The sequence below is a fragment of the Caballeronia sp. LZ003 genome, assembly GCF_031451465.1.
Taxonomy (GTDB): Bacteria; Pseudomonadota; Gammaproteobacteria; order Burkholderiales; family Burkholderiaceae; genus Caballeronia.
Genome location: NZ_JARUXJ010000003.1, coordinates 291,463 through 317,622 on the forward strand (window position 1 = coordinate 291,463; position 26,160 = coordinate 317,622).

Here is a 26,160-nt window from a genome sequence, read left to right on the forward strand (position 1 = left end):
CGCGTTCGGAGACGGCTAGCGGATCAACGCATCACCGCTGCGTTCAGCGCTTCGATCAACGCCAGCGGGTCGTAAGGCTTGCGCAACTGCGTCGCGCGCGGCAAGGCCTTGCGTTCGTCGGCGCTCAGGACGAGGTCGTATCCGGTGACGAACACCACGCCGATTCCGGGCGCCTCACGGCTAGCCGCAAGGGCCAGCTCGATGCCCGATTCGCCCGCCAGATCCACATCGGTCAGCAAGAGTTCGAAGCGCTCTTCGCGCAGCAGGGCGAGCGCCTCGGCGACGCTGCCGGCTTCCACGAGATCGAGCCCGAACGTGCGTAGCAACTCGGCGCTGCTTACGCGCACGAGTTCGTTGTCTTCGACGAACAGCACGCGCATGTGCGAAAGGGCGTCGGCGGGCGCGGCATCGGAAACCGTGTTGCCGGTGACCGTCGCGGGCGGTGCGCTGGAACTCGCGCCCTTGCCGCTAGCCGCGAGCACCTGACGCACCTTGCGGGCGAGCGCCTCATGCATATAGGGCTTGCTCAGCAGATCGATTCCTTCATCGAGCCGTCCCGCATGCACGATGGCGTTGTCCGTGTAGCCCGACGTGAACAGCACCGCGATACCCGGCACGCGTTCGCGCGCCTTTCGCGCCAGTTCGGGGCTGCGTAGCGGACCGGGCATCACGACATCGGTGAAGAGCAGGTCCACGGGCACGCCGCTCTCGACGATAGCCAGCGCGCTTTGCGCATCCTTTGCACGAAGCACGCGATAACCGAGGTCGCCAAGCATGGCGACGACGGTTGCGCGCACTTCTTCGTCGTCCTCGACCACGAGAATGGTTTCGTCGCCGCCGTGCGCGGGGCCGGCGTCGATCGTGGTTTCGAGGTCTTCTTCCTGGCGCGCGCGCGGAAGATAAATGCGTATCGTCGTGCCGTGTCCTTCCTCGCTGTACACCTTCACGTGGCCGCCGGACTGCTTCACGAACCCGTACACCATCGAGAGTCCGAGACCCGTGCCCTGGCCCTCGCGCTTGGTGGTGAAGAACGGTTCGAACGCGCGTTCCTGCACTTCGGGCGACATGCCCGAGCCGGTATCGGTAACAGCGACCATGACGTATTGGCCGGGCAACAGGTCGGCGTGGCGCTTGGCGTAGTTTTCATCGAGCGATGCATTGCCCGCTTCGATGGTCAGCTTGCCGTGCGCGTTCATCGCGTCGCGCGCGTTGATCGCCAGATTGAGCAGCGCGTTTTCGACCTGGAACGGATCGACGAGCGTGTTCCACAAGCCGCCCGATACGATCGTCTCGATCTCGATGCCGTCGCCTAGCGCGCGGCGGAACATGTCGTCGAGACCGCGCACGAAGCGGCCCAGATTGACGACCTTCGGCGCGAGCGGCTGGCGTCTGCCGAATGCAAGCAGCTGCGAGGCGAGGTTCGCGCCGCGCGCCACGCCCGCGAGCGCGCTCTTCACGCGCTGCTCGGGGCGTTCCTGGCCCGCGACGTCCTTTGCCAGCAATTGCAGATTCCCGCCGATCACCTGCAGCAGATTGTTGAAGTCGTGCGCGACGCCGCCCGTCAACTTGCCGATGGCTTCCATCTTCTGCGCCATGCGCAGCGCTTCCTCGGCGTGCCGCAGCGCGTCGGCGGTTTCGCGGTCCGCGGTGACGTCGCGCCCCACGCCGTGGATGCGGCGCGTGGCCGGGTCGATCGACAAGGTCCACGCGATCCAGCGCCAGCCGCCTTCCACGAAGCCGTGCCGGCACTCGTAACGCACGGACGCGCCGCTTTGGCGCAGACTTTCCATCGCGCTCGCGACCGCTTCGACGTCGTCGGGATGGACGAGGTCGAGCATGGTTCGCGCATGCACGCGCTGCAGATCGACGCCGAGCACGGTCGACCACGACGGGCTCACGCGCAACAGCGCGCCTTCGAAGCTCGTCACGACGAACAGGTCTTCGGTCAGTTCCCACAGCCGGTCGCGGTCCGCGATGGCGTCGGCGACGCGGCGTTCGAGCGTATCGTTGAGATCGTGCAGCGCGGCCTGCGCCTTGGTGCGCTCGGCGATCTCGTCCTGCGCCGCCTGGAAGAGCCGCGCGTTGTCGATGGCGATAGCCGCCTGCGCGGCGATACCCACGACGATCCGCTCCGCGCGCAGGTTGAACATCGCCGGTTCGGGATGACCGAAGAACAGCCCGCCCAGCACTTCGCCCGTGCGCGAGATGACGGGCGCGGCGAGATAGCTGCATACGCTGAGATGACCTTCCGGCATGCCGTAATGCGGCGCGCTCTGGCCGTAGCGCGGGTCTTTGGTGATGTCGTCGGAACGCACCACGCCTTCGCCCGCGAAAGTCGGGCCGAAGAGCGCGGTGTTGCGCGGCATGGGGAAGCGCGAAAACGCGTCTTTCGGCACGCCGGAAATGGAATAGAGCGTGTAGCTCTCGCCCTTGTCGTCGAGCAGGTTGTAGAAGAACGAGCCGAAGGCCGCGCCGGTGAGCTCGGTGGCGGCATCCACGACGACCTGCACGGCGCGCGACAGATCGAGCTCGCCCGCGACCGTGGTGCCGACGTCGTTCAGAATCTCCAGCATGCGCGACTCTTCGCGCAGGTTCTCCTCGGACGCGCGCCGCAGCCGCGCGATGCGCAGATTGCTCGCGACTCGCGCAAGCAATTCTCGCGCGGCGAAGGGCTTAGTCAGATAGTCGTGCGCGCCAGCCTCGAGACCGCCCAGGCGCGCTTCCTCGCCCGCGCGCGCGGACAGCAGCACGACCGGTGTCTCGCGCAGCGCTTCGTCGGCGCGCACCGCGTTCAAGAGGCCGAAGCCGTCGAGGCGCGGCATCATCACGTCCGACACGATCACTTCGGGATGCCCGGTGCGCGCCGCTTCGAGCGCGCTCTCGCCGTCGGCCGCGACGCTCACTTCGTGGCCCGCCGCGACCAGCATGCGACGCATGTATTCGCGCAGGTCGGCATTGTCGTCGACCACCAGCACGCGGCCGCGGATTTCATCGGCGGATGCGCTGGCGTTCGCGCCCGCGCCGAGCGGCGTTTCGTCGTCGAGGGCGAGCGCCGGTTCGCCTGCGTCGGGAATCCAGCGCAAGGCGGCATCGACATAACTGCGCGCGCCGCTGCTGGCTTGCGCGCGCGGCGTATCGGCATGTTGCGCGTCGACTCGTTCATGCGCGGCGGGCAGCGTCACGGTAAAGCACGTGCCCTCGCCGGGACTGCTTTGCACGCTGATGGCGCCGTCATGCAGCTTGACGAGCTCCTGAACCATTGCAAGGCCGATACCGCTGCCTTCCACCGAGCGCCCGGTCGCGCCCGCCACGCGATGAAAGCGCTCGAACACGCGCGCCAGTTCCGCCTCCGCGATGCCGATGCCGGTATCGCGCACGCTCATCTCCACGCGCTGCGCGGCGGTCGTGCGCAGCGTCACTTCGATCGTGCCGCGAAACGTGAACTTGAACGCGTTCGACAGCAGGTTCATCACGACTTTTTCCCACATGTCGCGATCGATGTCGGCGAGCACCGGCGTCGAGGGAATGTCGATGTAAAAGCGCAGCCCCGCCGATTCGATGGCCGAGCGAAACAACGAAGCCAGCTCCGCCGTGAACGCGCCGATGTCGGTGGTCTGCCGATGAATCTCGATACGCCCGGCCTCGATGCGCGAAAAGTCGAGCAGCGCGTTGACGAGCTTGAGCAGGCGCAAGCCATTGCGATGCGTGATTTCGAGCAGACGCACTTCGTCGCCCGCGCGCTCCGGCTTCGTCAGCAGGTCTTCGAGCGGGCCGAGCATCAGCGTGAGCGGGGTTCTGAACTCGTGGCTGATATTCGAGAAGAAGGTGGTCTTGGCGCGGTCGATTTCGGCGAGCGCCTCGGCGCGGCGGCGTTCTTCTTCATAGGCATGCGCGGCGCCGATGGCCGCGCCAATCTGGCCGCCCACGAGGTTCAGGAACGCGCGATAGCCTTCGTCGAAGAGACGGTATGGATTGAGCGCGGCGATCAGCACGCCCGCGCGCCCGGTCTCGCCCGACGGCGCGATAGGCAGCAGCACCGCGTGCGTCGGCGCGGCGTTCCACGAGCCGGTGGGCAGCGGTCCGTCGATGAAACCCTTCAGATTGGTCACGAGCCGCGCTTGGTTGTCGCGCAGCACTTCGTGAACGGGCCACGCGCCCGCATGCGCCGCGTGCAGCACTTCCAGCGCGGCCGCACTGCCCGGCGCGATGCCGCATGCGCCGGTGAGCGTGGCGCTTTCGTCGCCGGGCTCGGCTGTATAGAGCAACGCGAAAGGCATGTCGCGCGCGGCGTTCGCGAGCACGTTCATCGAACGTTCGCAGGCCTCGCGCCACGAACGCGCGTTCGCGGCCGACGCAGCCAGTTCGCGCAGTACGAGCAACTGGCGTTCGCCAAGCACGCGTTGGGTATCGTCGCTATTGGCGCAGATGATGCCGCCCGCGCCGCCGCGATCGTCCGGAATCGGGCTATAGGAGAACGTGTAGTACGTTTCCTCCGGGAAGCCGTTGCGTTCCATGATGAGCAGCTTCTGCTCGACGAAGGTTCCTTCGATGCCGGCAAGCGCGGTGTCGAGCAGCGGGCCGATCTCGTTCCAGATTTCGCGCCACACCACCGACGTCGGCTGACCGAGCGCTTGCGGATGCTTGCCGCCGATGATCGACTTGTAAGGATCGTTGTAGAAGAACAGGAGGTCGGGACCCCAGCCGACCCAGATCGGCTGCCGCGAGGTGAGCATGATGCGCACGGCCGTCTTGAGACTCTGCGGCCATTGTTCGGGCGAGCCGAGCGAGGTTTGCGTCCAGTCGAAAGCGCGGATGAGCGCGCCCATTTCGCCGCCGCCGAGCAGAAAGCTCGGCTCGGGCGCGTTGGTGCGCGTGTCCGGTATCAGCTTGTCAGCTTCCATTGACGCAGGTTCTCCTCGCTGCATGTCTTTTTTGCATGTCGTTTCGCGTGTGGATTGGCTCAACCCGGCTTGGCCCAGCGAACGGCTTTTCAACTATTGAGCGGACCAATCCTGCCTGTGGAGGCGCTCGCGCGAGCATCTCGATTTTCGCACGGAACGCCGTTTTTGCTTCGCAAATACGCATCAAACGCAAGGTGAACCGGCGCGTGGCACCTGCCTGCGCTTCAATGCGCGGCGATCGGGTCGAGTCCGGTGGCGCGCACGGTGTCTTGTGCCTGCGGCGAAGCGAGGTAGCGAAGCAAGGCGCGCGCCTCCTCCGGGTGCTTCGAGCCAACCGGAATGCCCGCTGCGAAACGCGTGACGGACTGCACGGACTCCGGAATCCTGCCGACGAAATCCGCGCCTTGTACCGGTAACAGCTCGCTCACTTGCTGGAAGCCGAGTTCGTACTGACCGTCCGCGACGACCGAGGCCACGGGAATCTTCGGGATCATCTTCGCCTTGGGTTTCACCTGATCTTCGATGCCGAGTTTCTTGAACATCTCGTTCTGGATATAGACGCCGCTCGCGCTGTCCGAATAAGCGATCGATGTTGCGTGCAGCAGCGTTTCCTTCAACGCATCGACATTGCCGATGTCGGGTTTCGGCGCACCCGCTTTCACCGATACGCCGATGCGCGAATCGGCGAGTTCGACACGCGAGTCCGGCATGACCTTGCCTTCCTTGATGAGATCGTCGAGCGCGTAGCCCACCATGATGACGACATCGGCGGGTTCGCCGCGCGCGAGTCGATTGGGGATGGCTTCGGGCGCCTTGCCCATCGACGGGCCGAGTTGGGTATCGAGCGTATTGCTGGTTGCGGCCGTGAACTTCGGGCCGAGGATGTTATAGGCGGCGGTGAAGCCTCCTGAACTCATGACATGAAGCTCCTCGGCTTGCGAGGAAACAGGCGCGGCAATGGCGCCGAAAGCGATAAAAACGAATGCGGCGAGTCTTGAGGAGAGTGGTTTCATAGGCGGCTTGTTTGGTGGTTCAATGGCTGGGCCAGGTTGGATTTGGTCATAACTTTTTGCACTATACTGAAATCGATGCGTTATCGTTCGGCCTTCGTTTTTGCGGGCACCGGTACGAATGTGGAAACAACGCCGCGACTTGATTCGCGAAGAGGGATCAAGCGAACGCCTCATCTCCCGTCCGCAAGACGAAATAACAGAGATCTACCTGAGATCGAATTAGTTTGGTTTCCTACGCAAGAGAAATAATCACCATGCTTGAAGACAATGATCGAAACGTAACGATGACATTTGCTGAAGCCGAAGCGAAGTTTCGTCAAGACATCGAGGCCAATCCTTCCTCGGTTGCAGCAAAAAACAATCTTGCGCTGGTGTTGCGCCAGCTTGGCCGCTTCGCCGAAGCAGAGACGTTGTTGAACGAGGCGCGGACTTTGCAGCCCACGTCCGCCGAGATTGTCGTCAATCTGGCGCTTGTCATGGCAGATCAAAAGCGTTTCGCCGACGCCGCATCCTTTTGCCGTGAAGCGCTGGCTATCAGGCCGGATTCCTCACTCGCGCACTGGATGCTCGGCTGCATCCTCAGCGACGAAAAGCGCGAGTCGGAAGCCGAGGACGCTTTTCGTCAGGCTATCCATCATCAGCCGGACATGGTTCAGGCGCATTGTGCGCTGTCTGATCTGCTGCGCCGTCGGCAGCGTCTGCCGGAAGCCGAGGTTGCAGCGCATGCTGCCATCGAAGCGCAGCCGCAGTCGGTCTCCGGCTATCTTGCGCTCGGTGATGTCCTTTGCGCCGCCGTTCGTCTAACCGAAGCCGACACTGCATTTCATCGTGCGCTGGACATCGATCCCAAATCCGCGGAAGCCTGTTGCGGTCTGGGCAATGTGTCGGAACGACGCTTCAATCCGGCCGAGGCCGAGGCGCACTTCAAGGAAGCTTTGGCACGGCGTCAGCCGTTTTTCGAGGCGAGCATCGGTTTAGGCATGGCCATGCTCAATCTCGGCCGATTCGCCGAGGCGGAAGGTGCGCTGCGTCAGGCGCTGGCCATTCGCCCCGACGACATGCGCGCGAAGGATGCGCTCGACTTCGTTCTTACGCGTCAACTCAAACCGGCCCCGCTTGTGCCGGGAACGGTGTTTGCAACTCCGCCGAACCAAAAGACGTCGCCCTAACGCTTGGGTAAGCCGGGCGATTGTTCCTGCGAGGAGCATGCCGACCACAACACCTCTCGCTGCTCCGTGCCACTTTCCATGGCGATGCAGCGAGCAGAGTGCCCCAGGCATGACCGGACCCTTCACGCGTTCGCGGGGAAGGGTCCGCACTTTGCCGTTTGCATCGATCGCAAAGCGCGGCGCTGCTTGCTAAAGCGGCGTTTCGTCGCGATAGACTTCATCAAGCTTCAACGCTCGTGCAACATCCAAACTCTACCGCGCCACCTTGGCCACCATCGCTTTCCTGTTCAGCACCCGCGCCTGCAGCACGATCACGAGCAGCAGGAACAACCCGCGAATCACCGACTGCCAGTAAGCCGATAACGAGATATAGCCCAGGCCGTTCTCGAAGTTGAGCAGATTGAAGACGAGGCCGAGCAGCGCGACGCCCGCAATGGTCATCGCGATAGAGCCGTCGCCGCCTGTCAGACGCGTGCCGCCGAGCACCACCGCCGAGATCGCGAACAGTTCCCAGCCGATGCCTTCGTTCGGCTGTCCCGCGCCGAATTGCGCCGCGAGAATCGCGCCGGCGATGCCCGCGAGCAGGCCGCTCACGGCATACACGGCGACGAGTGTGCGATCCACATTCAGTCCCATCAGACGCGATGCTTCCTCGCTCCCGCCGATAGCCAGCGCATGCCGCCCGAAGCGCGAGCTGCGCAGCGCGATCCAGCCGACAATCGCCGCCGCGGCCGCGACGAGCCCCGGAATCGGCAAGCCGAAGAGATCGCCTTGGCCGAAGTTGGCGAAGCTGGTGTCCGACGAGATGGCGACGGCATCGTTATGGCCGAGCAGAAGCGCGAGGCCATGCGCGCCGAGACTCGTCGCCAGCGTAACGATGAAAGGCAGTATCCGCAGATGCGTGATCACGAGCCCGTTGAGCAGGCCCACCGCGAGACCGGCAGCCGAGCCCGCGAGCACCGCCGCCACGCCGCCATGCGGACTCGCGAGCGCCGCGACCACGCTTGCGAGCGCGGCCACCGCGCCCACCGACAGATCGATGCCGCCCGTGATGATGACGAACGCCATGCCGATGGAAATCAGCGCGAACATGGAGTTGTAGCGCCAGAACGACGTCACGTTGTATTCGGATGCAAAGTGCTCGTACCGCACGACGCCAAGCACGAGCAGCGCCGCGAGCGCGATGAGAATCGGGAGGTTCTTCTTCATGTCGTCGTCAGCCTCGCTTTCTCTGCACGTACACAGCGGCGATGATGATCGCAGCTTTCAGCACCAGCGCGGCGGCATCCGGAATGCCGTGTGCAAGCAGCGTATAACGCAGCAACTGGATGATGAGCGCGCCGATCAGCGTGCCCGTGATATACGCCTTGCCGCCCGTGAGCGCGGTGCCGCCGACGGCCACGGCCGCGATGGCATCGAGTTCCACGCCGAGGCCGACCACGTTCGCATCCGACGACGAATTCACCGAGATCGAAATCAGTCCGGCCAGACCCGCGAGCGCCGCGCACGCCGTGTACGCGATCATCTTCACGCGCGCGGTAGGAATGCCGGAAAGATACGCCGCTTCCTCGTTGCCGCCCGTCACGAGCAGATATTTGCCGAAGAGCGTCTTACGCACGATCCACGTAAAGATGGCGACGAGCGCGAGCATGAGCAGGATCTGAAACGGCACGCCCGCCACGCGGCCCAGCGCAATCCACTGAAACGCGGGATTGTTGAAGGCCTGCAGGCTGCCATCGGTGACGACCTGCGCAATGCCGCGTCCCGCGATGAACAGCACGAGCGTCGCGACGATAGGCTGCACATTCAGCCGAGTCACGAGAAAGCCGTTGAAGACGCCGCATAGTGCCGCCGCCACGATCGGCAAGGTGAATGCGAGCAGCAAGCCGCCCGGCCCGTCGATGTTCATGAAGAGCATCGGCGCGAGCGCACCGGAGATGGCCATCGAAGCGCCCACGGACAGGTCGATGCCGCCTGTCGCCACCACGAGCGTCATGCCGATGCCGACGATCACGATCGTCACCACCTGCGTAAGGTTCACGTTGAAGGTCTGCAGCGACCAGAAGTGATCGGTAAAGAGCAGGTTGAAGAGGATCATCGCGACGAGCACGACGATCTCGCGTTGAATCGCCATGCCGCGTTTTTTCTTCCGCGCGGGCGCGGTATCCGCGACGATAGGTGCGCCGGTTTTCTCTATCACGACTCGGTTCCTTGAGCGGCCGAAGCCAATGTCGATTCCTCGCCCGTGCCGTAAGCGATCGCATCCATGATCGAGGTCCCGGTCATCTGCGCGCCGTCCAGTTGCGCGACCGTTTCGCCGTCGCGGATCACGACCGCGCGATCGGCCACCGCCGTCAACTCTTCCAGTTCCGATGCCGACAGCAGCACCGCAAGCCCCGCATCGCGTAACTCGCGCACGATTTTCGCGACATCGGCTTTCGCGCCGACGTCGATACCGCGCGTGGGTTCGTCGAGCAGCAAGAGACGCGGGTTGGTCGCGAGCCAGCGCGCGAGCAGCACCTTCTGCTGATTGCCGCCCGATAGCTCGCGGATCGGCTGATCCGGCGAGCGCAGCTTGATGCCGAGCGAGGTGATGAAGCCATCGACGATTTCGCGCTGTTTGGCCACGTCGATCACGCCGCGTCTGGTCAGCGCCGGCAGGCACACGAGCGTGAGGTTGTCGCGCACGGAAAGCTCCGGCACGATGCCTTCGGCTTTGCGATCCTCGGTGAGATAAGCGATGCCGCGCGCGATGGCGTCTTTCGGCGACTTGAATGCGATCTCCGCGCCGTCGACCGCGAGCGTGCCGTTGGACGGACGGTCCGCGCCAAACAACAGGCGCATGGTTTCCGTGCGGCCCGAGCCGAGCAATCCGGCGAGTCCGACGGCTTCGCCCGCGTGGACATCGAGCGTGACGTCGGTGACTTTCGCGCCCGCCGAGAGACCCTGCGCGCGCAACGCCACCGCGCCGCGCTTGGCGAGATTCGCTTCCTTCACGGCATCGTCTTCGTGCACGACGGCGGCAAGCGTGCGGCCGAGCATGGTCGTGACGAGCTTGAGCTTGTCCATCTCCTGCATGCTGCTTTCGGCGACGGTCTGGCCGTCGCGCATCACCGTGACGCGGTCGCACAGTGCATAGAGTTCATCCAGCCGGTGCGACACGAAGATGACCGCGCGGCCGTCGTCACGCAAGCGGCGCACGACCGTGAACAGCAATTCGACTTCACGCTCGTCGAGCGAGGAAGTCGATTCGTCCATGATCACCATCTTCGCATCCGACGATACCGCGCGCGCCAGCGCGACCATCTGCTGAATGGCGGTGGAATATTCGCGCACGGGCTTTTTGACGTCGATGTGAAGGCCGAACGATTCGAGCAATTCATGCGCGCGCCGCTGCACGGTTTTCCAGTCGATGAGTCCGAAGCGGCGCGGTTCGCGTCCGAGAAAGATGTTCTCGGCCACGGACCGGAACGGCACCAGGTTGATCTCCTGATAGATCGTACTGATGCCCGCTTCACGCGCTTCCTTGGGCGTGCGGAAATCGGTTTCGCGGCCATCGAAGCGAATCGTGCCCGCGGTCTTTCTATACGCGCCCGTGAGAATCTTGATGAGCGTGGACTTGCCTGCGCCATTCTGGCCGATGAGCGCGTGCACTTCGCCCGCCGCCACGGTGAGGCGGGCGCGCTTCAATGCGGGCACACCGCCGAAAGCGATGTCGATGTCCTGCATGTCGAGGAGGGGAGCGTTGGGCATGGCGTCGGTGTTCGTCCGGAGAAAAGAGCGGGCGTCCGTGAATAGACGCCCGCGAACCAGCCAACTGCGCTCAATACCCGTACTGCATGCTTTCCTTGACGTTGCTCTTGTCGTAGAAGCGGTCCGAGACCTTGACCCACGGCGGGATGGTTTCGCCCTTCGCGAACTTCTGCGCGACGTCGCACGCGAGCGGGCCGAAGAACGGACTCGACTGCACGCTTGCGCCCAGTTCGCCCGCCTGAATGGCTTCGAGTCCGCCCTTGGTGCCGTCGATGGTCACGAGCACGATGTCCTTGCCCGGCTGCTTGCCGGCCGCCTTGATCGCCGCGATTGCGCCGAGCGCCATTTCGTCGTTATGCGCGTAGACGGCGGTCACGTCCGGATGCGCCTGCAACAGCGTTTCCATGACCTGACGACCCTTGTCGCGCGCGAAATCGCCGCTTTGCGACGCGACGATCTTCATGCCTGAGTTCTTCGCGATGACATCGTCGAAACCTTTCTTGCGGTCGTTTGCCGCGGAGGCGCCGGTCGAGCCTTCCAGTTCGATGATCGTCGCCTTGCCGTTGGTCGCCTTAACGAGCCAGTCGGCGGCGCGCTGACCCTGATCGATGAAGTCCGAACCGATGAACGTGATGTAGTCGCGGCCGGCCTTCACCGTCGATTGATCGACGTTACGATCGACGAGTATCACCGGAATGCCGGCTTTCTTGGCCTGCAGGATGACCGGCACGAGCGGCTTCTCTTCGCGCGGCGGGAACACGAGCAGATCGACGTGCTGCGCGATCATGCTTTGAATGTCCGATACCTGCTTCGCGGCCGAACTGTTCGCGTCGGTCATGACTACCTGCCAGCCGCATTTCGCGGCGACATCCTTGAAGCTCTTGGTTTCCGCGAGCCGCCACGGATTGTTGCTCTCGGTCTGCGCAAAGCCGACCTTGAGCGGCTTCTTGTTGGCGATCTTCGGCAAGCCGTCGTCGGCGGCATGGGCCGCGCTGAAACCCATGGCGAGCGTCAGGGCGGCAAGCGTGGCGGCGAGCGGGCGCAAGCCCAGGCGAGTGTTCTTTTCTAGCGACAGCATGTCTTCCTCCGATAGGGATGGGTGCCTTCTTCTATTGATGCCGATGCTTATGTGTTGCCCGGTCTGCTGCTGCGAGAGTTGATTTCCGGCGAGAGCGTAGTCGGTTTATGACTCGTCATCGCTAATATTATTAATTGCTAGTTGCTTTGCTTCGGTAATTTCCCTGACGGAACCGCGTTCGATGAGCGGGCCGTCCAGCTTCACGGTGCGGCGTCGCACCGGTGCGCCGGCCGCGCGATTGTGTTCTTCCTGCAGTAGCGTTTCCACGGCCCAGCGACCCAGGTCGTAGTTGGGCAAGACCACGCTCGACAGCGGCGGATGCGTATGGCGCGCGATCTCCTGATCGTCGTAGCCGAGCACGGAGACATCGTCGGGCACGCGCAGTCCGAGTTGCTTGAGCGCTTCGATTGCACCGAGCGCCATCAGGTCGTTGGCGCAGAAGATGGCCGTCGGCGGATTCGCCTCGCGCATCAATGAAAGCGTCTGCTCGAATCCAGTGGCCGGTCCCCAGTCGCCTTCGCGGACCAGTTCCGGCGCAAACGGCAGGTCCGCCGTCGCCAATGCCGTGCGATAACCCTTGAGCCGGTCGCGCGCCGCGTCTTGCCACGGTTCGCCGTTGATATAACCAATTCGCCGATGCCCCGCCGCCAGCAAATGATCCGTCGCCGTGTGACCGCCCGCGACCTCCGCCGGCACGACCGAAGACACGTTCGCTTCGCTCGCATAGCAGTTGAGCAGCACGGTCGGCACCTGTTCGAGCGCGGCGGGCACGGTGACGCGGCGCGTGTAGACCGTCGCGTAGATCACGCCGAGCACGTCCGGATTGCCGAGCGTCGCGTCGAGCACGCGCGCCTCGATTTCCGCGTTGCCGTGCGTCGAATAAACCGCGAGCATGCGGCCGTGGGCGAAGGCGGCATCGCGCGCGCCGTCGATGCTCACCACCGGATGCGGACTGGTCGAGATTTCATCGGCCAGATAGACGATCAAATTGCGCTCCGCCGTATCCAGCGGCGCGAACGAAAGCGGCTCGCGCTGTGTCATGCGATAGCCGAGTTCGTGCGCGGCGCGCAGCACCTTGTCGCGCGTGGCGTCGGAAAACTTCGCGCCGGACGCGTTGTTCAGCACGAGCGATACCGTCGATTGCGAGACTCCGGTGAGTTTCGCGATGTCGGTCATCGTCGGGCGGCGTTGGGTGGTTTTCTTCATCTGGCGCGCCGTCGTAACGGCGGCGATTCATCCGTGAGCGTGCCGCTAATATTAATGATGATTCCGCGAAATGCCGCTCGGGGTTTTCACTGGTTTTGCGTGGAAAATTACTAATAATATTGACGGACGGATTACGCCCATGCCATTCTTGGTTTTACTTCGGCAAACATAAAACAAGGAGACGACACGCATGGGCCGATACGACGAGAGCGCAAGAGATGCGCTCGCGCAGGACTTCGAGCGCGATGGCTTCGTTTTGTTGCGGGAACACTTTCCACGCGCAACCATCGAAGCCTGGCGCGATGCGTTCATGCCTTTGCTCGCGCCGCATAGAGAAGCAGCGGACGGCAATCGCGGGCCAGGCCGCTATTACGTGACCTTGCCTTTCGAAGGCGCATTTGCCGATCCATCGATTTTTTGCGATGAGGACATCGTGGCCATCGTCGAGCGCGTAGCCGGCGCCGATCCGGTCATGTGCCAGCTCGCAACTGATACGCCCGTGCGCGGTTCGGACTTTCAGGACTGGCATCGCGATACGCCCGCGCTCTTCGACGACGCGCCGGAAACGCCTTCGTTCCAGCTAGCGGTGAACTTCCCGCTCGTCGATGTCGACGACAGCAACGGTCCGCTCGAAACCACGCGCGGCACGCATCGCATGTCGCGCGAAGAAGCGCTCGCCGGTCTCGCCGATGGCCGCTTCCCCGCCGAACGCGTGCCAATGCGAATTGGCGACGTGATGATTCGCGATGTACGCGGCTTGCATCGCGGCACACCGAATCTTTCCGGTGCGCCCCGGCCTATGGTCGTGGTCGGCTACAGCCGGGCGTGGTATTTCCGGCCTGAAGTGCGGATCGATGTGCCGCGCGATGTCTTCGCCAGCTTGCCCGCTCGCGCAAAGCGTTTGCTGCGTTACAACCCGCAAGTCGAAAGCACGGCGCGCACCTTCGACGAAAGCTACCGGCAGTTTGCATATTGAACGCCGCTCTAGACTCCAACGCCCGCGGAAGTGAAGCGCTCGTCGAACTGCGTCATGGCGCGCGGCGTGTTGTACTCGCTCCGCATATCGGCGGCGCGATAGCTGCGTTCTTCGAAACGCGCGATGACGGCGTCGTTCACTGGCTGCGGCCCGCTACGCCGGATGCGCTCGCTTCAAGGAATCCGCTCGGCATGGGCAGTTTTCCGTTGCTGCCGTATTGCAACCGCATTCGCGATGCGCGCTTTGCCTTCGATGGCGTGGAGATCGATCTGTCCGGCGACGGCAACGGTTTTGCGCACGCGCTGCATGGCAATGCGTGGCGGCTGCCCTGGCAAGTGAGCGCGTTATCGGAGGCGCAGGCGACGTTGAGTTTGCGGCACGAGCCTTCGCAAGAAGCCGCGCATCACTGGCCGTTCGCTTACGAAGCCGAACAGCGCATCACGCTCGACGCACATGCGCTCAATGTGACGATCAAGATGCGCAATCTCTCGCCAAGAGCGATGCCCTTCGGCATGGGACATCACCCGTACTTTCCGCGCACCGAAGCGACTTTCGTTCACGCAAATGTCGACTCGATGTGGCATGCAAGTCCCGATCCGCTGCCGCTGCACGCCGGTCCGCATGCTAGCGTCGATGCACTGACTTCGACGCAAGGTATGTCTGCAAACGGCTTCGATCTGGATAACCACTTCACGGGTTGGAAGCACACGGCGACAATCGACTGGCCGAACGAAGGCCGCTCGGTCACGCTGCACGCCGATGCACCGCTGGACTTCATGGTGATCTACGCGCCGGCCGTGTTTCCTTCACTGCTTTGCGTGGAGCCGGTGAGCAATGTCGCGGACTGGGTCAATTTGAATGTCGAGCCGGCGCTGAAGGGAGGAGGCGTGCTGCAAGCGGGCGAGTCGATCACGGCATCGTTTTCGCTCACGACCGACGTGCGCTGATTCATCGATTCGATGAAGAACAAACGAAAGCGCCCGGACCAAGGCCCGGGCGCTTTCAACTGTTGACGACTTAATTGGACTGGCCGCCAGTGCTGTTGTTCGACATGCCCGAGCTGCCCTTCTTCATCTTGCCCATCTTGTGCGAGCCGCTGCTGTTCGAACCGGAAGTGTCGCCACCGGTGGCGCCCGAGGTCGAACCCGTCGTGCCGTTTGCGTTCGGTGTGCTCATGCCCGTGCCACCTTGACCCGCGCCGTTACCGCCTGCCGTGCCGCCACCGCCGCCTGCTCCGCCGCCCGCGCCCTGCGCGAATGCCGCGCCCGACAAGCTCAGAACCAGCGCCGATACCAGCAAGCTTTTTTGTGCAATCTTCATGATGTCCTCCCGAGTGGAATTTCGATGCGCGCCGCCTCGTGTCCGGAGCGACGTCGCTGCTTACATACCGCAATCGGCGTGCCGCGTTGCGAGCGAGCAGCTTTCAGCCGTCGACATCTGAAAGAAAGAACACCGGGTTAGCGGTTAGGCAAGCACTTCGTCACACCACTCGATAGCCCACGAGCGCGCGCAATGCAGCGCATCCGCCTGGCTCTGGAAGGAGTCGAGATCGCCTGAATCGAAAACTTCCACATGCGCGGTGTCGTCTTCAGAGGCGCGCGTAATTCGCGCGTGAGCCTGGTAATTCCCGTCTTCGTCGTGTGGCGCGGTGCAGTCGATGTGAAAGGACCGGTAATCAAAGCGCATTGATTTCTCCGTAGGTGAGTAGACAAAGGCTAGCACGCTTGCGGCGTCTTGCCGGGTGCATGGCTTGCTCTTTCGTGACGAGGAACTTAACGGATGAACGCTCATGACCACTCGACACGCGCAGCATGGACACCCTGCGGACGAAGATGAAGCCCAAATCTACGGGGCTTTCAAGGACCTCGTGAACATGACGCCGCACCAGATAGAAAAGTGGCTCGCGACGGATCAATCCCGCGAAGTTGGCCAGAAAGATGGCAACAGCGAGTCCGTGGGACACAAGTCGGGGCGGCACATTATCGACATACTTGGCAAGAAGAAAGCCGACCTGAGCGATGACGACTACGCGCATATGCGCAAAGTGGTCGGCTATATCAAGCGACACCTCGCGCAACGACCGAATGATGTCGAGCACTCGCACTGGCGCTATTCGCTGATGAACTGGGGCCATGATCCTCTCAAATAAGCCTGCCGAAACGGTCGATTGCTTTCCGCTACCTACACACATAGAATACTGTACGTATATACAGTATAAAAGCCAAGATGGATCTGTCCGAAAAGCTCGAAATTCTTGCTGACGCCGCTAAGTACGACGCGTCGTGCGCCAGCGGCGGCGCGCCGAAACGGGAATCGCGCGGCATCGACGGGCTCGGCGCGAGCACGGGCTCGGGCATTTGCCATAGCTTCACGCCGGACGGCCGCTGTGTGTCGCTGCTCAAGATTTTGCTGACCAACTTTTGTCTCTACGATTGCCGCTACTGCATCAACCGCCGGTCGAGTAACGTGCCGCGCGCCCGCTTCACGCCGGACGAAGTCGTCAAGCTCACGCTGGACTTTTATCGCCGCAATTACATCGACGGCTTGTTTCTCAGTTCGGGTGTGATCCGTTCGTCGAACTACACGATGGATCAGCTCGTGCAAGTAGCGCGATCGCTGCGTGAAAAGCATCGCTTTCGCGGTTATATCCATCTAAAGACCATACCGGATGCCGACCCGGAACTCATCGAACTGGCGGGGCGTTATGCGGACCGCTTGAGCGTCAACATCGAGCTGCCGACCGAAATCAGCCTCGAACGTCTTGCGCCGGAGAAGAGCGGCCGCACCATCAAACTCGCGATGGGCAACATTCGCGTGGCGCGCGAAGAGTCGGAAGCGGAGCCGCGCGCGCCGCGTTTCGCGCCCGCCGGGCAGAGCACGCAGATGATCGTTGGCGCGGACGAGACCGATGACCGCACCATCCTCGGCACGGCGGAAACGCTGTACGGTTCTTATCAACTCAAGCGCGTCTATTACTCGGCCTTTAGCCCTATCCCCGACAGCCCGTCGGGTGTGCCGTCGCAGGCGCCGCCATTGTTGCGCGAGCATCGGCTGTATCAGGCGGATTTTCTGATGCGCGGCTACGGCTTCGAAGCGCAGGAATTGCTCGGAACGGCCGGTAACCTCTCGCTCGATATCGATCCTAAGCTCGCCTGGGCGCTGTCGCATCGCGAACGCTTTCCGGTGGATCTGAACGCCGCGCCCGTGCGCATGATCTCGCGAGTGCCGGGCATCGGCATGCGTAATGCCAAGCGTATCGTCGAGTTGCGCCGTTCGCGGCGCGTGCGGTATCACGATGTCGCGCGGCTGCGTTGCGCAATGGACAAGGTGAAACCGTTCATCGTGACGGACGATTATCGGCCGCCGTTGCGCGAAGCGTCGACGGAGCAGTTGCGGCGTTCGCTCGCGACCGAGCCCGTGCAGTTGTCGCTCATCTGAGCGGATCATGCACGTCATCGAGATAGACGACGACTTCGACTCCTGGCGGAGCGCGGCGCTCATCGCGCTGGCAAAAGAGCGCGCGCCCGAATCGATCGAATGGCGCACGGCCGAAGGCGCGGCGCAAGCGCCTGCGCTGTTCGGCGACGTCGTTGAAGACGCCGCCGCTTTCGAGGTGAAGCCCGCACAGATCCGCGTTTCGAAGGAACTGGCGGCGTTGCTCAAAGACGCAGCCTGCTTTCGCGACGAACGCCGCTGGAGCTTCCTCTATCTCGTGCTATGGCGCTGGACGCATGGCGACCGTTCGGTGGCATCGCCCGCGGATGAAGACGGCGCGCGGCTTTACAAGATGGCCAAGGCCGTGCGGCGCGCGCAGCACGACATGATCGCCTACGTGCGTTTCCGGCAGCGCGACGAGGCGCTCGGCGCGCCCGAGTACGTCGCATGGTACGAGCCGGATCACGACGTGCTCGCTTGGGCCGCCGAACACTTCGCGGCGCGCATGGGACGCTCGTCGTGGCTCATCACCACGCCCGATGGCGCCGCGCTCTTCAACGGCGAGCGCCTGCAACTGGAGCGCCGCCGCGCGCTCGCCGCCGATCACGCGAACGACGCAGCCGACGCCGCCGAGGCGCTCTGGATGACCTACTACCGCAGCATCTTCAACCCGGCGCGGCTGAACGAGAACGCGCTCGAACAGCATATGCCGGTGCGGTTCTGGAAAGGTTTGCCCGAAGGCGCGCTCATTCCCAAGCTCGTGAGCGATGCGCGCGGCGGCGCGCGGCGTGTCGGCCAGGCGCGCAGCGTCGGCGCACTCGGCGGCAAGGCGGTGCAGGTCGAAGCCGACGCCGCGCAACCCGAACGCGACGCGCCTACATCGCTCGATGAATGCCGCCGCTGTTCGCTGTGGAAGCACGCGACCCAAGCCGTACCCGGCAGCGGCCCGGCCGACGCGCGCATCATGCTGCTCGGCGAGCAACCGGGCGATCAGGAAGATTTGAAGGGCGAACCGTTCGTCGGCCCGGCAGGGCAGTTACTCGACGACGCCATGCGCCGCGCGCAGCTTCCGCGCGAGCAGGTCTATCTCACGAATGCGGTCAAGCATTTCAAATGGGAGCCGCGCGGCAAGCGGCGCTTGCACAAGACGCCCGGGCAGCAGGAAATCGAAGCGTGTTCGTACTGGCTCGACAAGGAGCTTCAGGAGACCGGCGCGCGCGTGATCGTCACGCTCGGGGCCACGGCGCTGACTGCCTTGCTCGGCAAGCGGGCGACCTTGCAGGCGCATATCGGCCGCGTGGTGCCGTATGGCGACAAGTTCATCGTCGCCACGTATCACCCTTCGTATGCGCTGCGGCAGAACGACGAAGCCGCGCGCGAGAAAACCGTTGCGGCTATCGTCAGTGCGCTCGAAAAGGCCGCCGAAGTGAACGCGTCGCGCTAAAACGCCGACTTCACGACGCCGCCATCCGCGCGAACCGCCGCTCCGTTGGTCGCCGAAGACAGTTCCGAGCACACATACACGACCGTGTTCGCAATCTCCTCGGGCGTGATGAAGCGCTTGAGAATCGAGGTCGGCCGGGCTTCTTCGAAGAACTGCTTTTCGAAGTCCTTCAGGCTCTTTCCGCCCGAGAGCTTCTCCGCGAATTCCGTGACGCCTTCCGAACTCGTCGGACCGGGCAAGACCGAATTGACCGTCACGTTCGTGCCCGAACACGTCTCGGCGAGACCGCGTGACAGCGCCAACTGCGCGGTCTTGGTCAACCCGTAGTGAATCATCTCGACGGGAATCTGAATACCGCTCTCGCTGCTGATGAACACCACGCGGCCCCAGTTTTTCTCCTTCATCTTCGGCAGATAGGCGCGCGAAAGCCGCACGCCCGACATCACGTTGGCGTTGAAGAAGCGCAGCCATTCTTCATCGGAAATTTCTTCGAAGGGTTTGGGATCGAAGATGCCCATGTTGTTCACGAGAATATCGACACTCGGGAAGCGCTTCACGAGTTCCGCGACCTGAGCGGCATCCGATACGTCGCCCGCGAAACCCTCGGCCTGTGCGCCCGGCGCCTGCTCCTTGAGCTTGGCGAGGGCGGCATCGACGGAAGCCTGCGAGCGGCCATTGAGGATCACCTGCACGCCTTCGCGCGCGAGTCCCACCGCGATGGCGTGCCCGATGCCCTTGGTCGATCCGGATACGAATGCCAGCTTGCCGGCGATCTTGAGGTCCATATGCGCTCCTTGAAAACGATTCGTGGATGCGGCGCGCCACCTCGCGCGACGCCTGGCGGTCATGGTAACCAGAAGTGGTGCACCTCTGCACAAGCGGTGCGCCGGCGCGGGCCGCGAAGGCCGCGAAAGACGTGAAACCTCGCGACATAAATGCTCGATGGCGCACGCGGCGGGCATCGTCCATAGTGGCGACCAGCGTGACGCAGACATCGCGGTAACGAGTGAACCCAAGCGCCGTATCACGCACAGCCAGGATCGCGGTTATACGGTCCGATATCCCCGAATTTTTGCTTTCCGGCGCGGCCGGCATAAAAGGTGCACATCATGTTCGACTCGATCAAGACCCCTTCGCTCCACTCGCTGCTGAAGCTGGCTCGCCGCGTGACGGTGGCAAGCCTGTTTGCCGGAGCGGCGCTAATGGCCGGTTGTGCGAACGCAAACGCGCAGACCGTCGCACGCCCCGACGTGATCTACGTCTACGCTTTCCATAGCGACGCGTCCCAAGTCAAGCTCGATCAACATGGTCTCGCGTCGAAGCTCTCTAGCGCGTTCTCGGGCGACACTTCCGCCGCACAGCAAGCGCAGGACGCCACGGCCGCGCGTGAGGAAGTGGCCAACGAAATCGTCGCGAAGCTGCAAGCGCAGGGTCTGCGCGCCATTCGCGCCGACGTCGCGCCGCCGGACGATCAAAACGTGCTCGCCGTGGTCGGCGACTTCAGCACGATCGATGCGGGCAATCGCCGCCGGCGCGTCCTGATCGGACTCGGCGCGGGCGAAAGCCAGGTGGGCGCGAACGTGCAACTCGTCTTCAAGCCGGCGCACGGCGCGCCGCAAGTCATCGAACAGTTCGATGCCAAGGGCGACAGCGGCCACGCACCGGGCGTCGCGGAAATGGCGGGCGTCGGCGCGGCGGCGGGCCATGTGGCGAGTTCGCTCGCGGTATCGGGCGGCATGCACGCGGTATCGGAGACGAAGCACGCGGATGTATCGTCCGATGAAAAGCGCCTGGGCGACGCCATCGCCAAGGAAATCGCCAAGGTGAGCCGGGAAGCAGGCTGGACGGCATTTAGCGGTTGAACAAAAACCCAATACACTGTGGGTCCCGGACGCCAGTTCCTTCACCGAGACCCCCGCATGCCGGCGCTTGCCCTGATTGCTGTGATTGTCCTGACCGTCGTCGTGACCGTGGTCATCGTGCTGCTGATCGCGAATCTGACGAGCGGCGAAAAGAAGATCGAACACAAGATCGAGCGGCTCTACGCGAGCGACGACCCGCAATTCCTCCGCTCGATGGGACTGTTGCTCGGCCCGCCCGTCGTGGATGGCAACTGCTTCGAGATGCTCGTCAACGGCGATCAGATTTTCCCGTCTATGCTCGCGGGCATTCGCGGGGCGAAGAAAACCATTACCTTCGAAACGTTCATCTACTGGTCGGGCAAGATAGGCGAAGAGGTGGCCGCCGCGCTCGCGGAGAAAGCGCGCTCCGGCGTCGCGGTACACGTGCTGCTCGACTGGGTCGGCTCCTCGAAGATGGACAAGCGCTACTTGCAGATGCTCAAGGACGCGGGCGCGGAGGTCATTCAGTATCACAAGCCGCACTGGACCGGTCTTGGCCGCATGAACGACCGTACGCACCGCAAGTTGCTCGTGATCGACGGTCATACGGGCTACACGGGCGGCGTCGGCATTGCCGAGGAATGGACCGGACACGCTCAGGACGAGAAGCATTGGCGCGACACGCACTTCAGGATAACCGGCCCGGCGGTGGGACAGATGCAGGCGGTCTTCATGGACAATTGGGTCAAGGCCACGGGCAACGTGCTGCACGGCGGCGACTACTTTCCCGAGATCGCGCCCGCGGGCGACGGCCTCGCGCACATGTTCAGCTCATCGCCCTCGGGCGGCAGCGACGACATGCAACTCATGTATCTCATGGCGATCACCGCCGCCACGACGTCGATCCATCTGTCGAGTGCGTATTTCGTGCCGGACAAGCTGACGATCAACGCCATCGTGGAAGCGGCGAAGCGCGGCGTGCGCGTGCGTATCATCACGCCGGGCAAGCGGATCGATACACACACGGTGCGCGAAGCCTCGCGCGCCTGCTGGGGCGACCTGCTCGCGGCGGGCGTGGAGATGTACGAATATCAGCCGACCATGTTCCACTGCAAGCTGATCGTGGTCGACGAATATCTCGTGTCGGTCGGGTCGACCAACTTCGACAGCCGGTCTTTCAAGCTCAACGACGAAGCCAATCTCAACATCTACGACCGCGACTTCGCGGCCCAGCAGACCGCTATCTTCGACGACGACGTGACCCGAGCCAAACGCATCACGCTGGAAGACTGGCAACATCGGTCCTTGCGTGAACGCGTGCTCGAACGCGTGGCCGCGCTTCTCGATTCGCAACTTTGAAGCGCTTCTTACCTGGACAAAAGTTGCGTGCGGAACTAATTGCAGCCGCACACTAAAGAAGCGCGATACCGCGCCGATAAGACGCTCACACTATTGAGTCTTCGACATCGGCCCGGACATGCACGGCACCTATAACTTATGGCTGGTCGCGGCATCCTTGATCGTCGCGACGCTTGCCTCCTTCACCGCGCTCGACATTTCGGGCCGCCTCGCCATGCTTGGGCAGTCGCGCCTGCGCCACGTCTGGCTCGCAGGCGGCGCGGCGTCCATGGGCCTCGGCATCTGGTCGATGCATTTCATCGGCGTGCTGGCGTTCCAGTTGCCGATTCCGCTCGGCTACGACTTCTGGATCACCACGGGATCGCTGGTCATCGCCGTCCTGACATCTTTCTTCGCGCTCTACGTGATCACCGGCGCAAAGCTCACGGCGCGACGGCTCGTGGTCAGCAGCGTGATGATGGGCGCGGGCATCGCGGCCATGCACTATACGGGCGATGCCGCCATGCGCATGCTGCCCGCGATCGTCTACGACCCGACGCTGTTCGCGGCGTCGATCGTGATCGCCATCGTGGCTTCGGGCGCGGCGTTGTGGATTGCGCGGACCTTGTCTGACGCGAACAAGTCGCACGTGCTGACCAAGCGCGCGGCGGCGGCGCTGGTGATGGGTATCGCCATCACGGGCATGCATTACACCGGCAATGCGGCGGCCGAGTTCGCGCCGGGTTCGATCTGCGGCGCGGCCAACGATGTCGATACACACTGGCTCGCGACTACCGTCGTGCTCTTTACGCTCACCATTCTGATCATCACGCTGGTGTTGTCGCGCCTCGATGCGCGCACCGCGTTCCTCGCCGGCTCCGTCTCGCGGCTGAACGGACAGATCGTGCGCATGGCGACCTTCGACACGCTGACCGATTTGCCGAATCGCAGCACGATCACCGAGCGCATCGAGCGCGCAATCAAGAGCGCGCAGTCGGGCGGCAACGGCTTCGCCATTCTCTTCATGGACCTCGACGGCTTCAAGACGATCAACGATTCGCTCGGCCACTCCATCGGCGATGAAGTGCTGAAGGCTTTCGGCCGGCGTCTGCAACAATGCGTGCGTGGTGGCGATACGGTGGCGCGCATCGGCGGCGACGAATTCGTCGTGATGCTGGAAAACCTTCCCGAGCCCGCCGATGCCGAAAAGATGGCCGAGCGCGTGCTCGAATCCATGCGTCAGGGGCTGATGGTCGCGAAACATACCTTGCAGGTAATGCCGAGCATCGGCATTGCGCTTTATCCGCAGGACGGCGACACGGTCGATGCCTTGCTCAAGCACGCGGATATCGCCATGTACGAAGCGAAACGCGGCGGGCGCAGCACCTATCGCTTCTTCGAGGCGAGCATGAACGAAGCCGCCGTCCGGACCTTGCAGATTCAGCAGGCGTTGCACGAGGCATTGAACGCGGGACACTTTTATTTGCTGTTCCAGCCGAAGTTTCGCGGCGCCAACGGTACGCTGGCGGGCGCGGAAGCGCTCATCCGGCTGGATCATCCCGTGATCGGCGTACTGACGCCGCTCGAATTCATTCCGATTGCGGAGCGCTCGGGGCAGATCGTGCAGATCGGCTACTGGGTCGTGCGCGAGACTTGCCGACATATCGCGCGCTGGCGTGCCGAGGGGCGGCCGGCGGTGAAGGTGGCCATCAACTTGTCGCCGCGTCAGATGAACGAAGTGGACCTCGTGGCGAACGTGATGCGAATCGTGCGTGAAGAGAGCGTGCCGAGCGACCAGATCATGTTCGAGATCACCGAGACCGTCGCCATGCAGGACGCGCCGCGCACCATCGAGATGATTCGCGCGTTTCAGGACAATGGTTTCGAAATCGCCATCGACGATTTCGGCACGGGTTATTCGAGTCTCGCGTATCTGCAGCGGTTTCGTGCGAAGCAATTGAAGATCGACCGGTTCTTTACCAACGGGCTGGACGAGAATGGCCACGAAGGGCGCGCGATCGTATCGGCGATCATTGCGCTCGCGCATTCGCTGGACATGGATGTGGTCGCGGAAGGCGTCGAGACGGGATCGCAATTGAATCGCCTGCAAGACTTGATGTGCGATGAAATGCAAGGCTTCTTGCTGGCGCGACCGCTTTCGGCGGATGCGTTTGGCGAGTTGCTGGCTCCCTCGAACGCGAGGACCGATGATGCGGTAAATGGCGCATCGGCGTCTGGCTTAATTACGGGATAAGCGCGCCGGGCGTTTCATAGCGATCCATACATCTCTCTCCGACGAAGCTAGTGCTGGAGCGAGATGTCGATGTACAGAAGTAACTTGCCGCATGTATTGAACTTTATCAATCTCAAGGGCGGCGTGGGAAAGACCACGACGGCGGTGGCCGTCGCCGAAATGCTTGCGCACGAGTTGCGCAAGCGCGTGTTGCTGATCGACCTCGATCCGCAGACGAACGCAACCATCAATCTCATCTCCGAAAAGCGTTGGGACGAACTCGATCGCGAAGGGCAAACCATCGCGCAGTTGTTCGAGGACAAGATCAACCTGCATCGGAAGCCGAAGTTCGATATAGAGAAGGCGATCGTGCGCGGCGTTTCCACGGTCGATGGCGGCATTGCGCGGCTCGATCTCTTGCCTTCGAGCATCCGGTTGATCGACTTCGAAGAGCGCATTGCGATGATCTCGCACAACCCCGGTTTTCTGATTAGTCCGCTCGATGTCTTGCGTCAGGCGCTGGAGCCGGTGCTTGAGCGTTACGAGTATGTGATTATCGATTGTCCGCCGAGTCTTGGTTCCGTCACGAAGAACGGCTTGCGCATTTCCACGGGCTATTTGATTCCGACGATACCGGACATCGTTTCGACTTGGGGCATTTACCAGATCGTGCAAAACGTACGGAGCTTTGGTGCGCGCTTTGGGCGCGTGCTCGAGCCGCTTGGGATCGTCGCGACCAAGGTGCAGAGGAACAACCTGCACGCGCGCGTGATGGAGGACTTGTTCCATGGACGACTGGGCAAGTTCTCGGAAGAGGGCGTGCCGCAGCCGCGCTTTTTCAAGAGCAGAATTCCGCTGGCGGTAGACGTCGCGCGAGGCGGTGATGCGGACGCGGGGCTGCGCACGCTGAAAAGCAAGTATGGCATCGAAGCCTATGAGGCTTTGCACGAGCTTACCTTGGAGATATGGGCGCTATGCGAAGCACGATGCCATTGAGGAAGTTGTTGATGCGGCTTGCCCGGGTGGTGGTGGAGGAGGAGGCGGTTTATCCTGGGTTTGCGGTGAGACTAGGGGCGGTGTTGGTTTCGGTAGGGCAGGAGGTGGAGGCGGCTGCGGCTCCGACTGCAGTGCAGGTTCCTGCGGCGGTTCCAAGTCCGATTCAGGTTGCAGCCGAGGTTGCGTCTGCGGTTCCTGCCTATGCTGCGGCTGCGGATGCGGATGCGGTTCCGACTTTGCGTGCGCGCTCGCCGAAAACCCCCTTGCCCGATGTGCATAAGGAGTTTGCCAAGCTCGGCGATGAAGGCTTGCGCATATGGCTGCGTTCACTCGCGGTGGATACGCTTAGGGCGATCATTCGGCGCGAAGATATGGATGCGGCGCGAAGGGCTTCGAGATGGAAAGATGTCGGAAGGCTGGCAGAGTTTATCGCCGATGCGCTGGAGGTCAGGAGGAATCGAGGCGCGGCGTTTATCGGGCGTGAGCCGCGGGGCGTTAGCGGATCGTTAGATGGTATGGATGTCTGACGCCGACGCGTGGGTTCTGGGAAAATAGAAAGCGGTAGTCCTTCAGAACGATGAGGGGCCATTTGTAGCGGCCCGCCTATCGCTCGCACAATTAGGGCAGCGGTGGCAATGGACCTATCCGTAATTCTGTGGGCGAGGCATATTATGAGAGGTAAAAGTCATGGATATGCCGATGAAGAAGAAACGCACCGTCGCTTCTCAGGCAGCGGCCCGAGGGCCGCTGCCTGCCCTTCCGGAAGGTCTGCTGGAT

21 protein-coding genes are annotated in these 26,160 nt (G+C 62.8%); 11 read left to right on the top strand and 10 right to left on the bottom strand.

Annotation, left to right across the window (positions count from 1 at the left end):
• Positions 1-23: 23 nt before the first annotated feature.
• Together QCE79_RS19360 and QCE79_RS19365 are read right to left on the bottom strand one after the other, a co-directional pair.
• Positions 24-4,901: a response regulator gene (locus tag QCE79_RS19360; protein ID WP_309847010.1), complete on the bottom strand. Its 4,878-nt coding sequence runs from the start codon at positions 4,899-4,901 to the stop codon at positions 24-26.
• A 224-nt stretch (positions 4,902-5,125) separates the two neighbouring features.
• Entirely contained in the window at positions 5,126-5,914 is a 789-nt protein-coding gene (locus QCE79_RS19365; protein ID WP_309847011.1) for a substrate-binding domain-containing protein, read from the bottom strand.
• 224 nt (positions 5,915-6,138) lie between these two features.
• On the opposite strand from QCE79_RS19365, the gene QCE79_RS19370 reads away from it, so the two are divergent.
• Positions 6,139-7,083 carry a tetratricopeptide repeat protein gene (locus QCE79_RS19370; RefSeq protein ID WP_309847013.1) on the top strand — a complete coding sequence of 315 codons (945 nt, stop codon included), beginning with the start codon at positions 6,139-6,141 and terminating at the stop codon, positions 7,081-7,083.
• 252 nt (positions 7,084-7,335) lie between these two features.
• Here the strand turns inward: QCE79_RS19370 and QCE79_RS19375 are convergent, their stop codons facing one another.
• The 5 genes from QCE79_RS19375 to QCE79_RS19395 all read right to left on the bottom strand — a co-directional run bounded on the left by QCE79_RS19375 (position 7,336) and on the right by QCE79_RS19395 (position 13,120).
• The gene (locus QCE79_RS19375; RefSeq protein ID WP_250469299.1) at positions 7,336-8,292 is read right to left on the bottom strand and encodes an ABC transporter permease; all 957 of its coding nucleotides are present in this window, start codon (positions 8,290-8,292) and stop codon (positions 7,336-7,338) included.
• A 7-nt stretch (positions 8,293-8,299) separates the two neighbouring features.
• Positions 8,300-9,217, bottom strand: a complete 918-nt coding sequence (locus QCE79_RS19380) for an ABC transporter permease (RefSeq protein ID WP_244831005.1) — start codon at positions 9,215-9,217, stop codon at positions 8,300-8,302.
• 62 nt (positions 9,218-9,279) lie between these two features.
• Positions 9,280-10,836, bottom strand: coding sequence for a sugar ABC transporter ATP-binding protein (locus QCE79_RS19385; protein ID WP_309847014.1), 1,557 nt, complete (start codon positions 10,834-10,836; stop codon positions 9,280-9,282).
• Positions 10,837-10,906: 70 nt separating this feature from the next.
• Positions 10,907-11,914, bottom strand: a complete 1,008-nt coding sequence (locus tag QCE79_RS19390) for an ABC transporter substrate-binding protein (protein ID WP_244830853.1) — start codon at positions 11,912-11,914, stop codon at positions 10,907-10,909.
• A gap of 105 nt (positions 11,915-12,019) precedes the next feature.
• Entirely contained in the window at positions 12,020-13,120 is a 1,101-nt protein-coding gene (locus QCE79_RS19395; RefSeq protein WP_244830852.1) for a LacI family DNA-binding transcriptional regulator, read from the bottom strand.
• A 190-nt stretch (positions 13,121-13,310) separates the two neighbouring features.
• Here QCE79_RS19395 and QCE79_RS19400 point away from each other — a divergent pair, with 190 nt between their 5' ends.
• Positions 13,311-14,096: a phytanoyl-CoA dioxygenase family protein gene (locus QCE79_RS19400; RefSeq protein WP_309847018.1), complete on the top strand. Its 786-nt coding sequence runs from the start codon at positions 13,311-13,313 to the stop codon at positions 14,094-14,096.
• Positions 14,093-15,043 carry an aldose 1-epimerase gene (locus QCE79_RS19405; protein ID WP_309847021.1) on the top strand — a complete coding sequence of 317 codons (951 nt, stop codon included), beginning with the start codon at positions 14,093-14,095 and terminating at the stop codon, positions 15,041-15,043. The genes QCE79_RS19400 and QCE79_RS19405 overlap by 4 nt, the downstream gene beginning before the upstream one ends.
• Positions 15,044-15,113: 70 nt before the next feature.
• Here QCE79_RS19405 and QCE79_RS19410 read toward each other — a convergent pair whose 3' ends face one another.
• Complete coding sequence (locus QCE79_RS19410) at positions 15,114-15,416, bottom strand: hypothetical protein (protein ID WP_309847023.1); 303 nt, start codon at positions 15,414-15,416, stop codon at positions 15,114-15,116.
• 144 nt (positions 15,417-15,560) lie between these two features.
• Positions 15,561-15,887 carry a hypothetical protein gene (locus QCE79_RS19415; RefSeq protein ID WP_404989388.1) on the bottom strand — a complete coding sequence of 109 codons (327 nt, stop codon included), beginning with the start codon at positions 15,885-15,887 and terminating at the stop codon, positions 15,561-15,563.
• On the opposite strand from QCE79_RS19415, the gene QCE79_RS19420 reads away from it, so the two are divergent.
• The 3 genes from QCE79_RS19420 to QCE79_RS19430 all read left to right on the top strand — a co-directional run bounded on the left by QCE79_RS19420 (position 15,886) and on the right by QCE79_RS19430 (position 18,975).
• Positions 15,886-16,245, top strand: a complete 360-nt coding sequence (locus tag QCE79_RS19420) for a DUF3140 domain-containing protein (RefSeq protein WP_250469307.1) — start codon at positions 15,886-15,888, stop codon at positions 16,243-16,245. The two genes, QCE79_RS19415 and QCE79_RS19420, sit on opposite strands and share 2 nt — an antisense overlap.
• A gap of 77 nt (positions 16,246-16,322) precedes the next feature.
• Positions 16,323-17,534: a putative DNA modification/repair radical SAM protein gene (locus tag QCE79_RS19425; RefSeq protein WP_244830846.1), complete on the top strand. Its 1,212-nt coding sequence runs from the start codon at positions 16,323-16,325 to the stop codon at positions 17,532-17,534.
• 7 nt (positions 17,535-17,541) lie between these two features.
• Positions 17,542-18,975, top strand: a complete 1,434-nt coding sequence (locus QCE79_RS19430) for a UdgX family uracil-DNA binding protein (RefSeq protein WP_309847025.1) — start codon at positions 17,542-17,544, stop codon at positions 18,973-18,975.
• Here QCE79_RS19430 and QCE79_RS19435 read toward each other — a convergent pair.
• On the bottom strand, positions 18,972-19,760 hold the full coding sequence (locus QCE79_RS19435) for an SDR family NAD(P)-dependent oxidoreductase (protein ID WP_250469309.1): 789 nt from the start codon (positions 19,758-19,760) through the stop codon (positions 18,972-18,974). The genes QCE79_RS19430 and QCE79_RS19435 overlap by 4 nt on opposite strands.
• A gap of 324 nt (positions 19,761-20,084) precedes the next feature.
• On the opposite strand from QCE79_RS19435, the gene QCE79_RS19440 reads away from it, so the two are divergent.
• The 5 genes from QCE79_RS19440 (at position 20,085) to QCE79_RS19460 (ending at position 25,910) form a co-directional block, all read left to right on the top strand.
• Entirely contained in the window at positions 20,085-20,837 is a 753-nt protein-coding gene (locus QCE79_RS19440; protein WP_309847029.1) for a DUF4410 domain-containing protein, read from the top strand.
• 57 nt (positions 20,838-20,894) lie between these two features.
• Positions 20,895-22,175: a cardiolipin synthase gene (gene cls, locus QCE79_RS19445; protein WP_244830842.1), complete on the top strand. Its 1,281-nt coding sequence runs from the start codon at positions 20,895-20,897 to the stop codon at positions 22,173-22,175.
• Positions 22,176-22,293: 118 nt separating this feature from the next.
• A complete protein-coding gene (locus QCE79_RS19450; protein WP_309847032.1) occupies positions 22,294-24,408 on the top strand; it encodes an EAL domain-containing protein in 2,115 nt (704 codons plus the stop codon).
• A gap of 69 nt (positions 24,409-24,477) precedes the next feature.
• Complete coding sequence (locus QCE79_RS19455; protein ID WP_309847035.1) at positions 24,478-25,383, top strand: AAA family ATPase; 906 nt, start codon at positions 24,478-24,480, stop codon at positions 25,381-25,383.
• Positions 25,362-25,910 (top strand): hypothetical protein, encoded by a 549-nt coding sequence (locus QCE79_RS19460; protein ID WP_309847038.1) that lies wholly within the window; start codon positions 25,362-25,364, stop codon positions 25,908-25,910. The genes QCE79_RS19455 and QCE79_RS19460 overlap by 22 nt, the downstream gene beginning before the upstream one ends.
• The last annotated feature ends 250 nt before the right edge of the window (positions 25,911-26,160 follow it).